Origin of the sequence: Enterobacter sp. RIT637 (assembly GCF_019718755.1) — a bacterium.
In the GTDB taxonomy this organism is placed as follows: Bacteria; Pseudomonadota; Gammaproteobacteria; order Enterobacterales; family Enterobacteriaceae; genus Enterobacter.
In genome coordinates, this window is sequence record NZ_JAIHAZ010000019.1 from 68750 (window position 1) to 81477 (window position 12728).

General features: G+C 55.3%; 15 protein-coding genes. 12 read left to right on the forward strand and 3 right to left on the reverse strand.

Going from position 1 to position 12728, the window contains the following annotated elements; translation table 11 throughout:
• Positions 1–78 precede the first annotated feature (78 nt).
• Positions 79–1566, reverse strand: a complete 1488-nt coding sequence (locus K5E19_RS20605) for a UxaA family hydrolase (protein WP_221552836.1) — start codon at positions 1564–1566, stop codon at positions 79–81.
• 17 nt (positions 1567–1583) lie between these two features.
• Positions 1584–2996, reverse strand: a complete 1413-nt coding sequence (uxaC, locus tag K5E19_RS20610; protein ID WP_221552837.1) for a glucuronate isomerase — start codon at positions 2994–2996, stop codon at positions 1584–1586.
• A gap of 475 nt (positions 2997–3471) precedes the next feature.
• Here uxaC and K5E19_RS20615 point away from each other — a divergent pair, with 475 nt between their 5' ends.
• The 11 genes from K5E19_RS20615 (at position 3472) to K5E19_RS20665 (ending at position 10841) form a co-directional block, all read left to right on the forward strand.
• Entirely contained in the window at positions 3472–4770 is a 1299-nt protein-coding gene (locus tag K5E19_RS20615) for an MFS transporter (protein WP_221552838.1), read from the forward strand.
• Positions 4771–4952: 182 nt separating this feature from the next.
• The gene (gene exuR, locus K5E19_RS20620) at positions 4953–5729 is read left to right on the forward strand and encodes a transcriptional regulator ExuR (protein WP_010435883.1); all 777 of its coding nucleotides are present in this window, start codon (positions 4953–4955) and stop codon (positions 5727–5729) included.
• 344 nt (positions 5730–6073) lie between these two features.
• Entirely contained in the window at positions 6074–6736 is a 663-nt protein-coding gene (gene yqjA, locus K5E19_RS20625; protein ID WP_010435886.1) for a DedA family general envelope maintenance protein YqjA, read from the forward strand.
• A gap of 2 nt (positions 6737–6738) precedes the next feature.
• On the forward strand, positions 6739–7122 hold the full coding sequence (gene mzrA, locus K5E19_RS20630; RefSeq protein ID WP_221552839.1) for an EnvZ/OmpR regulon moderator MzrA: 384 nt from the start codon (positions 6739–6741) through the stop codon (positions 7120–7122).
• 143 nt (positions 7123–7265) lie between these two features.
• Positions 7266–7634: a DUF1090 domain-containing protein gene (locus K5E19_RS20635; protein WP_108416154.1), complete on the forward strand. Its 369-nt coding sequence runs from the start codon at positions 7266–7268 to the stop codon at positions 7632–7634.
• 29 nt (positions 7635–7663) lie between these two features.
• Entirely contained in the window at positions 7664–7969 is a 306-nt protein-coding gene (locus K5E19_RS20640; protein WP_010435890.1) for a YqjD family protein, read from the forward strand.
• Between the two features lie 2 nt (positions 7970–7971).
• Positions 7972–8370, forward strand: a complete 399-nt coding sequence (locus K5E19_RS20645) for a phage holin family protein (protein ID WP_221552841.1) — start codon at positions 7972–7974, stop codon at positions 8368–8370.
• The gene (locus K5E19_RS20650) at positions 8367–8663 is read left to right on the forward strand and encodes a YqjK-like family protein (RefSeq protein ID WP_010435892.1); all 297 of its coding nucleotides are present in this window, start codon (positions 8367–8369) and stop codon (positions 8661–8663) included. Before K5E19_RS20645 ends, K5E19_RS20650 begins: the two co-directional genes overlap by 4 nt.
• A gap of 253 nt (positions 8664–8916) precedes the next feature.
• Positions 8917–9309 carry a DoxX family protein gene (locus tag K5E19_RS20655; protein WP_010435893.1) on the forward strand — a complete coding sequence of 131 codons (393 nt, stop codon included), beginning with the start codon at positions 8917–8919 and terminating at the stop codon, positions 9307–9309.
• A gap of 72 nt (positions 9310–9381) precedes the next feature.
• Positions 9382–10368 carry a glutathione S-transferase family protein gene (locus K5E19_RS20660; protein WP_221552842.1) on the forward strand — a complete coding sequence of 329 codons (987 nt, stop codon included), beginning with the start codon at positions 9382–9384 and terminating at the stop codon, positions 10366–10368.
• A 107-nt stretch (positions 10369–10475) separates the two neighbouring features.
• A complete protein-coding gene (locus K5E19_RS20665; protein ID WP_221552843.1) occupies positions 10476–10841 on the forward strand; it encodes a DUF805 domain-containing protein in 366 nt (121 codons plus the stop codon).
• 46 nt (positions 10842–10887) lie between these two features.
• Here K5E19_RS20665 and yhaJ read toward each other — a convergent pair whose 3' ends face one another.
• Complete coding sequence (yhaJ, locus tag K5E19_RS20670) at positions 10888–11790, reverse strand: DNA-binding transcriptional regulator YhaJ (RefSeq protein ID WP_221552844.1); 903 nt, start codon at positions 11788–11790, stop codon at positions 10888–10890.
• Positions 11791–11894: 104 nt separating this feature from the next.
• Here yhaJ and K5E19_RS20675 point away from each other — a divergent pair, with 104 nt between their 5' ends.
• Positions 11895–12596, forward strand: coding sequence for a pirin family protein (locus K5E19_RS20675; protein ID WP_023309295.1), 702 nt, complete (start codon positions 11895–11897; stop codon positions 12594–12596).
• Positions 12597–12728 lie beyond the last annotated feature (132 nt).

A 12728-nucleotide genomic window follows, 5' to 3' on the forward strand; every position in this document is an offset into this window, starting at 1 on the left:
GGTTGCCGTTTTTAGTGTTTGTACCCTCTCCCCGTGGGAGAGGGTCAGGGTGAGGGTGAGGGCACCAGCCCGCACCGATTAAAGCGTCACACCGCTCTTAAAAATCGCCAGCTCGCGGAAGTCATTCTTCTCGTTACAGGTCTGCTTACCGTTCGCAAATGCCACGATAGTGTCCACAAACTCCGTCAGCAGCTGCGGCATCGCTTTGCCGTGGATCAGCTGGCCCGCATCGAAATCAATCCAGTGTTTTTTCTTGGCCGCCAGCTCGCTGTTGGTAGCGATTTTCACCGTCGGCACAAAACCGCCGTATGGCGTACCGCGACCGGTGCTGAACAGCACCATATGACAGCCAGCACCTGCCAGCGCGCTGGTGGCGACGGCGTCATTGCCCGGCGCGCTCAGCAGGTTCAGACCGTGCGTTTTCAGACGCTCGCCGTAGCGCAGCACGTCCACCACCTGGCTCGCGCCCGCTTTCTGGGTGCATCCGAGGGATTTTTCTTCCAGCGTGGTGATACCGCCCGCCTTGTTGCCCGGCGACGGGTTCTCATAAATCGGCTGATTGTGGGCAATGAAGTACTGTTTGAAGTCATTCACCATGGTGACGGTTTTCTCAAACGTCTCTTCGTCGCGGCAGTGGCTCATCAGAATACGCTCCGCGCCGAACATCTCCGGCACTTCGGTCAGCACCGTGGTGCCGCCGTTAGCGATAACGTAGTCGGAGAAACGACCGAGCATCGGGTTAGCGGTAATGCCGGAAAGGCCATCAGATCCGCCACACTCGAGACCAAACTTCAGCTCGCTCAGCTTGCCCGGCTCGCGCTTGTCATGGCGCATGACGTCATACAACTGATGAAGCTGCTCAACGCCCGCTTCCACTTCGTCATCCTGATGCTGACACACCATAAAATGCACGCGCTCAGGATCGAACTCGCCCAGCGTGTCGCGGAAGGCGTCAACCTGATTGTTCTCGCAGCCGAGGCCAATCACCAGCACCGCGCCCGCGTTCGGGTGGCGCACCATGTTTTGCAGCATGGTGCGGGTATTGATGTGGTCGTCGCCGAGCTGCGAGCAGCCGTAGGTATGGCTGAACAGATGCACGCCGTCAGTGCCTTCGGCATCATTGGTCTCTTTCAGGAAACGCGTCTGAATTTGGCGCGCAATCCCGTTCACGCAGCCGACGGTCGGGAGGATCCACAGTTCGTTGCGGATCCCCACCTCGCCGCTGGCGCGACGGTAGATCTGCACTTCACGATCCGCTGCCTGTCCGGCCTCCACCTGGAAATCAGGTTGATAGCTGTACTCGTCCAGATCGCTCAGATTGGTGCGGGTATTGTGGGAGTGAATATATTCACCCGGCGCAATATCCGCCAGCGCGTGACCGATGGGCAAACCGTACTTCACCACGTTCTCCCCTTTCGCAATGGGGAGCAGGGCAAACTTGTGCCCACGCCCAATGGCCTGGCGCAACGTGACCGACTGACCGTCAAACGTGACGTCCGTTCCTTCGGTTAGATCAGCCAGCGCGACGGCCACGTTATCCAGCGAATGGATTTTGATGTATTGCATATCAACCTCAGACGGTCTTAGTTCAGTTCAATGGCGAAGTAGTCACGCGCATTGTTAAAGCAGATGTTTTTCACCATTTCGCCCAGCAGCTGGATATCCGCTGGCGCTTCGCCCGCGTGCACCCAGCGGCCAATCATCTGGCACAGAATGCGGCGGAAGTATTCATGGCGGGTATAGGACAGGAAGCTGCGGCTGTCGGTCAGCATGCCGACAAAGCGGCTCAGCAGGCCAAGCTGCGCCAGCTGCGTCATTTGACGCTCCATGCCGTCTTTCTGATCGTTAAACCACCAGCCGGAGCCGAACTGCATCTTGCCCGGCATCCCTTCGCCCTGGAAGTTGCCGACCATGGTGCCCAGCACTTCGTTATCGCGTGGGTTCAGGCAGTAGAGGATGGTTTTTGGCAGCAGGTTTTGTTCGTTCTGTTTGCTCAGCAGTCTGGACAGCTCTTCCGCCAGCGGACGGTCGTTGATGGAGTCGAAGCCCACGTCAGCACCGATCAGTTTGAACTGACGCTGGTTGTTATTGCGCAGTGCGCCAATATGGTACTGCTGCACCCAGCCGCGACGGGCGTATTCCGCGCCGAGGAACACCAGCACCGCGGTTTTGAACTGGGCAACTTCATGCTCGCTCAGCGTTTCGCCGGAGAGACGACGCGCGAGGATGCTGTCCAGCTCGGCTTCGTTTGATTCGGCAAACAGCACCACGTCCAGCGCGTGGTCAGAGACTTTACAGCCGTGCGCCGCGAAGTGATCCAGGCGTTTGGTCAGCGCGGTTTGCAGGTCAGCAAAACGACGGATATCGGTATCGGACACTTCCGCCAGCTTCGCCATGTAGTCGGTGAAGGTGGCCTGCTCAATGTTAAAAGCTTTATCCGGGCGCCAGCTTGGCAGCACTTTGATATCAAATGAGGTGTCTTTGGCGACAACGGCATGATGTTCCAGGGAGTCAATCGGATCGTCAGTGGTGCCAACCATCTTCACGTTCATCTGCTTCATGATGCCGCGTGCGGAGAACTGCTCCTGCGCCAGCAGCGCGTTGCACTGGTCCCAAATTTCATCGGCCGAGCTTGGGGAGAGCAGCTTGCCGGTAATGCCAAAAGGACGGCGAAGTTCGAGATGCGTCCAGTGGTAAAGCGGGTTGCCGATGGTGTGCGGAACGGTCGCCGCCCAGGCGTCAAACTTTTCGCGGTCGGTGGCATCGCCGGTGCACAGGCGCTCAGCGACGCCGTTGGTGCGCATCGCGCGCCATTTGTAGTGGTCACCCTTCAGCCAGATATCATACAGGTTTTTGAATCGGTAATTTTCGGCAACCTGCTGCGGCGGTAAATGGCAGTGGTAGTCGAAAATCGGCTGGTCTTTTGCGTAGTCGTGGTACAGGCGGCGAGCAAATTCGGTATCTAACAGAAAATCTTCGGTCATAAACGGCGTCATTATCGTCTTCCTCATTACGGGAGCGTCAGAAAGCGTATGTTCATATGCTGCAAAGTTATCACACCAATTTCCACTGACCGAAGTTTTTTTCGTGAGTCAGATCAATAAACGTCGACAAATAAATTACCCCAAATGGAGTAAACCCTCTCACAGGCCGCGCCAACACTGGCTTTGCTCGCGCCGCGGAATATCCCTACAAAGATTCACACATTTGTGATGTCACTCACCTTTTAAAGTTGTATGACAAGTTATCGTTTCGCCGTCGCAAACACTACGCCGACGGAATGCATTGCTGGTGTCAAGAACATCAGATTTAACGGTACGGAAACCGACTTATGCACGATGACTTATGGCAAGGTTCGGGCCGTTCCGGGACATCTCCCGGTTATGCCCCTCCCGTTACTGAACAACTCCCGGCAACGGTTGAGTTGTTACCGTGTTCTGGCACGGAAATAACATAACGATGAGGTTTTACATGCGTAAAATTAAAGGGTTACGTTGGTATATGATCGCACTGGTGACGCTCGGCACCGTGCTGGGCTACCTGACGCGTAACACCGTGGCAGCAGCCGCTCCAACGTTGATGGAAGAGCTGCACATTACCACGCAGCAATACTCCTACATCATTGCGGCTTATTCCGCGGCTTATACCATCATGCAGCCTGTTGCGGGCTATTTGCTGGACATTCTCGGTACCAAAATCGGCTATGCCTTCTTCGCCGTCGCCTGGGCTATTTTCTGCGGGGCAACCGCAATGGCGGGGAGCTGGGGTGGTCTGGCGCTGGCGCGCGGTGCGGTCGGTGCCGCAGAAGCCGCGATGATCCCGGCAGGCCTGAAAGCCAGCTCCGAGTGGTTCCCGGCAAAAGAGCGTTCCATTGCTGTAGGTTACTTCAACGTCGGCTCGTCCATCGGCGCGATGATTGCACCGCCGCTGGTGGTGTGGGCCATCGTGATGCACAGCTGGCAGATGGCGTTCATCATCTCTGGCGTGCTGAGCTTTGCCTGGGCAATGGCGTGGCTGGTCTTCTATAAACACCCGCGCGACCAGAAGAAACTCTCCGAAGAAGAACGCGAATACATTATCGGTGGTCAGGAAGCGCAGCATCAGACCAACAACGGCAAGAAGATGACCGTCTGGCAGATCCTGGGTACCCGTCAGTTCTGGGGGATCGCCCTGCCGCGTTTCCTGGCTGAACCTGCCTGGGGTACGTTCAACGCCTGGATCCCCCTGTTCATGTTTAAAGTGTACGGCTTTAACCTGAAAGAGATCGCGATGTTCGCCTGGATGCCGATGCTGTTTGCAGACCTGGGCTGTATCGTGGGCGGCTACCTGCCACCACTGTTCCAGCGCTGGTTCGGCGTGAACCTGATTGTCTCCCGTAAAATGGTCGTCACCATGGGCGCACTGCTGATGATCGGCCCTGGCATGATCGGCCTGTTCACCAGCCCGTATGTGGCTATCGCCCTGCTGTGTATTGGTGGCTTTGCGCACCAGTCCCTGTCCGGCGCGCTGATTACGCTCTCGTCTGACGTTTTCGGTCGTAACGAAGTGGCAACGGCAAACGGCCTGACCGGTATGGCGGCATGGACCGCGAGCACCATGTTTGCACTGGTGGTCGGTGCGCTGGCAGATACCATTGGCTTTAGCCCGCTGTTCGCGGTACTGGCTGTCTTCGACCTGATGGGTGCGGTGGTTATCTGGACGGTGCTGAAAAGTAAATCCGCAGACGAACTGGCAAAAGAGTCTCTCGGGAAACCGGCTACGCAAAGTTAGCATCGCTGTGCCGGGTGGCGGCTTCGCCTTACCCGGACCCAACAAAACCGTAGGCCGGGTAAGCGCAGCGCCACCCGGCATTTAAAGGCCGCTCAGTAGCGGCTTTTTTAGTGGCAAAATCTGGAGAGTGGCACGCAAAAGTGGTATAACAAATCATCCGCCGTACCCTGCCTGGAGCGCATATGGAAATCACCGAACCACGTCGTTTATATCAACAACTTGCTGCCGAGCTGAAAGATCGCATCGAGCAAGGTGTCTATCTTGTCGGTGATAAACTTCCCGCTGAGCGCTTTATTGCGGATGAAAAGAGCGTGAGCCGCACGGTGGTACGCGAAGCCATCATCATGCTGGAAGTGGAAGGCTACGTCGAGGTACGCAAAGGCTCCGGCATTCATGTTATCTCCAACCAGGCAAAACACTCCCCGGCTCCGGACGAAAATCTGGAGTTTGCCAGCTACGGTCCGTTTGAGCTGCTCCAGGCTCGCCAGCTGATCGAGAGTAATATTGCCGAATTCGCCGCTACGCAGGTCACCAAGCAGGACATCATGAAGCTGATGGAGATCCAGGAAAACGCGCGGAAAGAAAAATGTTTCCGTGATTCAGAATGGGATCTTCAGTTCCACGTCCAGGTGGCGCTGGCCACGCAGAATACGGCGCTGGCCGCAATCGTGGAAAAAATGTGGACTCAGCGCGTTCATAACCCGTACTGGAAGAAACTGCACGATCATATCGATTCTCGCACCGTAGATAACTGGTGCGACGATCACGACCAAATTCTTAAAGCACTGATTCGCAAAGATCCGCATGCCGCTAAGCTGGCGATGTGGCAGCACCTGGAAAACACCAAACTGATGTTGTTTAACGAAACCAGCGACGACTTCGAATTTAACGCAGACCGCTATCTTTTTGCCGATAATCCCGTGGTTCACCTCGATACCGCATCCAGTCAGGCAAAATAGTCTCCCTTTATGCTGGCAGGCGCTTCGCTGCGCCTGATGGCGAACTGGGGTAAGCAAAACATATATAGTGTCAGCCTTTGTAAAATCCCTCGCTCACTTCCAGGGCTTACGCCAAAATCACTCCACCCCTGCAAATTCTGTGACGCAGAACGTCGGGCTTTGTTACAATTGGATTCACTTCGTTATTTTGTAAGTTAGTGCTTGCTAACCAGCCAATTAACAGGGAACAGTGTTGGCCACACACCAATGTGTCCGCGAGCGACCATAATGAAATCACAACAATGTCGCCGTGCTGTTTTTCCCGGATTACAGGCGTGACGTTAACCGATTTCCAGGAACACTGAATGGAACTTTTGACCCAACTACTGAATGCCCTGTGGGCTCAGGATTTCGAAACGCTGGCCAACCCTTCCATGATTGGCATGCTTTATTTTGTCTTATTTATGATTCTGTTCCTTGAGAACGGACTGCTTCCTGCTGCCTTTTTACCGGGCGACAGTCTGCTGGTGCTGGTAGGCGTACTCTGTGCGAAAGGGGCGATGGCCTTCCCGCAAACCGTGTTGCTGTTAACCATTGCGGCCAGCCTGGGCTGCTGGGTGAGCTACATACAGGGGCGCTGGCTGGGCAACACGCGGATCGTACAAAACTGGCTTTCGCATCTTCCGGCGCATTATCACCAGCGCGCACACCACCTTTTCCATAAGCACGGGCTTTCGGCGCTGCTGATGGGCCGTTTTATCGCCTTTGTCCGTACCCTGCTGCCCACCATCGCCGGGCTGTCCGGTCTGAGCAGTACCCGCTTCCAGTTCTTTAACTGGATGAGCGGCCTGTTGTGGGTACTGATTCTCACCACGCTGGGCTACGCGCTGGGCAAAACTCCGGTCTTCATGAAGTATGAAGATCAGTTGATGTCCTGCCTGATGCTGTTACCGGTGGTCCTGCTGGTCTTTGGCCTGGTAGGCTCGCTGGTTGTGCTGTGGAAAAAGAAATACGGTGCCAGGGGTTAACCATGGCTATCTCCCCGCTCGCCCTGCGTCGCGTCTCTTACGCCATGATCGCGCTGATGATGTTCAGCGTCCTGATCCTGGCATGGGCAGCGCTGCAGCATCAGGAATCGACACTGGCAATACGTCCGGTGAATCAGGGTGCCAGCGTGCCGGATGGCTTTTCCATCTGGCATCATCTGGATGCCAACGGGATCCGCTTTAAAAGCATCACCCCGCAAGACGACGTACTGCTGATAAAATTTGACTCCAGCGCGCAGAGTGCAGCGGCAAAAGCCGTCCTCGACAGAACGCTGCCGCAGGGTTATATCATTGCGCAGCAGGAAGACGACAGCCATGTTGCCTCCTGGATGTCGCTGCTACGCGACACGTCGCATCGGTTTGGTTAATTACCAGGATTCCGAATCTTTTCACTCACTTTGGTGATTACGCCGTTTACTTACTATGCTTAAGTACGCGGAGCACCCCTCAGATGTTCTCCGCATAGTTCTGGATCACGGCTCACGCCGTAACACAATGGAAGGTTTCGATAATGAAATTCCGCATTACTCTGGCTCTGGCCCTTTTTTCTTTAAGCACAGCTTCATACGCCACCTCTCTCTGTCAGGAGAAAGAACAGGATATTCAGCGCGAGATCGGTTATGCCGAAAAGCATAACAATCAGCACCGCGTTGATGGCCTGAAGAAAGCGTTAAGCGAAGTGAAAGCCAACTGTTCCGACAGCAAGCTGCGTGCCGATCACCAGAAAAAAATCGCTGAACAGAAGGACGAGATCGCCGAGCGCCGTCAAGACCTGCAGGAAGCGAAAGAGAAAGGGGATGCGGAAAAAATTGCCAAGCGCGAGAAGAAGTTGAAAGAAGCGCAGGACGACCTGAAAGCGCTGGAAGCTCGCGATTATTGAGTTAACGGAAATCTCAACAGGAGAGAATCATGTCAAAAGATACTACGTCAGAAAATCTGCGCGCTGAACTGAAATCACTGGCGGACACCCTGGAAGAGGTACTTAGCTCTTCTGCTGATAAGTCGAAAGAAGAGGTCAGCAAACTTCGCAGCAAAGCGGAGCAGGCGCTGAAAGAGAGCCGTTATCGCCTCGGTGAAACCGGCGATGCGTTAGCCAAACAGACCCGTGAAGCCGCTGCGCGCGCTGACGAATATGTTCGCGACAATCCGTGGACGGGTGTGGGTATTGGCGCTGCCGTTGGTGTAGTGCTCGGTGTCCTGCTGACGCGTCGTTGATTATGGAAGATCCTCGTCACGCACAAGGGCCTGCTAATAACGTCCTCGGTATCGGCCAGCGTATATTAACCACGCTGGTCGGCATTGCCGAAACGCGCGTCCGACTGGCAGTGGTTGAACTGGAAGAGGAGAAAGCCAATCTCTTCCAGATGCTGCTCATGCTCGGACTGACCATGCTCTTCGCTGCGTTCGGTCTGATGAGCCTGATGGTATTAATCATCTGGGCTATCGACCCGCAGTATCGTCTTAACGCGATGATCGCCACTACGGTGGTGTTACTGGTTGCGGCATTGATTGGCGGCATCTGGACAATGCGTAAAGCACGCAAGTCCACCTTCCTGCGCCACACGCGCCAGGAGCTGGCCAACGATCGTTCGCTGCTGGAGGATGATAAGCCGTGAGCGATAAAGCCGAACGTCAAAAGCGAAAAGCGTATCTGCTAAGCCAGATCCAGCAGCAGCGGCTGGATCTGTCCGCCGGTCGTCGCGACTGGATCGAGGCAACACGTCCGTTCGACCGGGGCTGGAACACCTTCCTGAGCCTGCGTTCCTGGGCGCTGGTGGGCAGCAGCGTGATGGCTATCTGGACGGTTCGTCATCCTAATATGCTGATCCGCTGGGCACGTCGCGGCTTTGGTGCCTGGAGCGCCTGGCGTCTGGTGAAAGCAACGTTGCGGCAGCAGCAGTTACGGTGATAAACGCAAAACGGTAACCCTGGTTACCGTTTTTTGTTTTTACGCCCTCTCCCTGTGGGAGAGGGTTGGGGTGAGGGCACCAACGCGCACGCCCCCTTACTCAATATCTTTGAAAAAGATTGACAGTTTTCCTTGCTAACAATTGTCCCCCGCCCCGTTTATTATCCTCTCCATCGACAGCAGAGCCGCGGTATCTACCCGGAATTGCAGACAAATAAAGTTCAGCCGCTGATGTGGTTTCCTGGAGAGTAAAATGAAAAAATTAGAAGATGTTGGTGTACTGGTAGCACGTATTCTGATGCCAATTCTGTTCATCGTGGCAGGTTGGGGAAAAATCACCGGTTATGCGGGTACCCAGCAATATATGGAAGCCATGGGCGTGCCGGGGTTCCTGCTGCCTCTGACCATCCTGCTTGAGTTCGGCGGCGGCCTGGCAGTGCTGTTCGGCTTCCTGACCCGTACCACCGCGCTGTTCACCGCAGGCTTCACCCTGCTGACGGCTTTCCTGTTCCACAGCAACTTTGCGGAAGGCGTGAACTCTCTGATGTTCATGAAAAACCTGACCATCGCGGGTGGCTTCCTGCTGCTGGCCATCACTGGCCCAGGCGCATACAGCATCGACCGCCTTCTGAATAAGAAGTGGTAAGCACGCTATACTGATTGAACCCAAAGCGAGGAGATATCTCCTCGCTTTTGCTATCTGACGGAGGAGAAAAAAATGGGACAACTCGTAGACGGCGTCTGGCAGGATGTCTGGTATGACACCAAATCCACCGGGGGTCGCTTCAAGCGCTCTGTTTCGGCCTTCCGTAACTGGCTGACCGCCGACGGCGCAGCAGGCCCGAGCGGCGAAGGCGGCTTCGCGGCGGAGAAAGACCGTTATCATCTCTATGTTTCTCTCGCCTGCCCGTGGGCACACCGTACGCTGATTGTGCGCAAGCTTAAGGGGCTCGAAGCCTTCATTCCGGTTTCGGTGGTCAACCCGCTGATGCTGGAAAACGGCTGGACGTTCGACAGTGATTTCCCTGCCGCCACCGGTGACGATCTTTATCACCACGATTTTCTCTACCAGCTTTACCTGCGTGCCGATCCGCACTATACCGGACGCGTCACCGTGCCGGTGCTGTGGGACAAGAAAAACCAAACGATCGTCAGCAACGAATCGGCGGAGATCATCCGCATGTTCAACACCGCGTTTGATGCCCACGGTGCCCGCGCCGGAGATTACTATCCGGTTGAGTTGCGTGAGAAAATTGATGAGCTGAATAGCTGGATCTACGACAACGTGAACAACGGCGTCTACAAGGCCGGTTTTGCCACCAGCCAGGAAGCGTATGACGAAGCGGTTGGAAAGGTGTTTGAGTCGCTGGAGCGCCTGGAGCAGATCCTCGGTCAGCATCGCTACCTGACCGGAGACCAACTGACGGAAGCCGATATCCGCCTGTGGACGACGCTGGTGCGCTTTGATCCGGTGTACGTCACCCACTTTAAGTGTGATAAACACCGCATCAGCGATTATCTCAACCTGTATGGTTTCCTGCGCGACATCTACCAGATGCCGGGTATCGCCGAAACGGTCGACTTCGACCATATTCGCACCCACTATTTCCGCAGCCATAAGACGATTAACCCAACGGGCATTATCTCCATTGGGCCGTGGCAGGATCTGGATGAACCTCACGGACGTGACGTTCGTTTTGGATAAATATTCAGGGCATCACCAGATGCCCTTTTTTAATTCACAATCTCCATCTATCCTTACCTCGATCGCTTAGAAAACAAGTGATTGACTGACTAACGAGGCAAGGAAAAATGGACTGGTATTTAAACGTACTGCGCAACTACATTGGATTTGGTGGCCGTGCCCGCCGCAAAGAGTACTGGATGTTCGTTCTGGTGAACTTCATCCTCGCCCTGGTGTTGAGTATTGTGGATAAAATTCTGGGCTGGGAGCGTGCCGGAGGAGAAGGCATTCTCACCACAATTTATGCCGTGTTCATTCTGCTGCCTTCCTGGGCCGTGCAGTTCCGACGCCTGCACGACACCGATCGTTCAGCCTGGTGGCTCTTGCTGCTGTTGATCCCGATCGTGGGCTGGATTGTGATCCTGGTCTTCAACTGTCAGAACGGCACGCCGGGTGAAAACCGCTTTGGTCCGGATCCGAAGATCGGCGCATAAAAAAAGCCCGGTGGCGCTTCGCTTACCGGGCCTACAAATTACGATTTTATTTATTGTGGTGGGCAAAAAGCTTTGGTATTTCGCGCAGGCACCAGGATTTGGCTTCGCCCATGCTGTCGCGTCGCCACGCCATAATGATATCCACCTCGCTGGTGTATTCCGGGCTGACAACGCGCAGCCGTCCTTCCGCAATGTCCTTTTCAACAAAAGGATAAGGCATCGTCGCCACACCCAGCCCGGCCAGCAATGCCTGACGCTTATCTTCCAGCGACGTGACGGTTAAACGCGGCTGTTTATCCAGCAGTTGTACCGTTAACACCGGACGTTCACGAGCGGTGTCCGCTACCGCAACGCCACGATACTTCACGCGCGTAACCTCCGAAAGCGGCTCCGGCTCCTGATGGATCGGGTGATCCGGCGCGGCAACATAAACGTTCATCACGCTATAGAGCTTGCGGGAGTTAATTTCTGACGAAGAACGGAAGTGCATGTCCGGCGCAATAACAATATCCGCCCTGCCCGTTTCCAGACGCTCCCACGCCCCTGCCAGCACCTCGGTGATGATCGACAGCTGCGTATTGGCCTTCGCCGCCAGGCGGTCCACCAGCGGGAACAGCGCTTCAGACGGCACCAGCGCTTCGGTAACTAACGTCAGATGGGTTTCCCAGCCGCGCGCCAGCGCTTCGGCATCCGTCGTCAGTTTATCCGCCGCTTCCAGCAGCACACGACCGCGCTCCAGCAGCATTCGCCCCACGTTGGTGAATTTTGTTCGATGACCGGAGCGGTCAAACAGCACCACGTCCAGCTCTTCCTCCAGCTTCTGCATGGTGTAGCTCAGCGCAGACGGAACGCGCCCCAGTTCATCTGCCGCCGCAGCAAAACTGCCCCGCCGGTCAATCGCGTCCATGACGCGCAGCGCCTCAAGCGTCAATGCTCTCTCTTTAGCCATCTCGTTCTCATTCAGGAAATTTGAACATACCGGGCAGAATATCTGGCTAACAATGCAGCGTCCATACCTTTACCATTGTTTTAGTGTAAAGAGAGGTCAAGTTTATGATTACGACAAGAACAGCTAAACAGTGCGGACAAGCCGATTTCGGTTGGCTGCAGGCCCGCTACACCTTTTCCTTTGGACACTACTTTGACCCTAAACTCCTCGGTTACGCTTCACTGCGCGTGTTGAACCAGGAAGTGCTCGCCCCGGGCGCCTCCTTCCAGCCGCGTACGTACCCGAAAGTCGATATCCTGAACCTGATCCTGGAAGGCGAGGCAGAATACCGCGATAGCGAGGGCAATCATGTCCAGGCAAAGGCTGGCGAAGCGTTGTTAATTTCCACGCAACCGGGCATTAGCTACAGCGAGCATAACCTCAGCAAAGACAAAACGCTGACCCGCATGCAGCTGTGGCTGGACGCCTGCCCTGAGCGGGAAAATCCGCTGGTACAGAAGTTAGATTTAACGGGCGATAAGCAGCAGCTGATTGCATCGCCGGACGGCAGCAAAGGCAGTTTGCAGCTGCGTCAGCAGGTGTGGCTGCACCACATCGAACTGAAGAAAGGTGAACAGGCGAGCTTCCAGCTTCACGGTCCACGCGCCTATCTGCAGTCGATTCACGGTACGGTGCATGCGGTGACGCACACGGAAGAGAAAGAAGCGCTCACCTGCGGTGACGGGGCGTTTATTCGTGATGAAGCGAATATCACCCTGGTGGCGGATACGCCGCTGCGCGCGCTGCTGATTGATTTGCCTGTTTAGAGAACGCCCTCACCCTAACCCTCTCCCTGTACGGTCCGGGGACATAGTGAACACTTGTTCGGGGACATGGTAGACACTTACAACTAAGGCATAAGAACCCGTTTATGGAGTCGCTTATGCCCTGGGATGCGA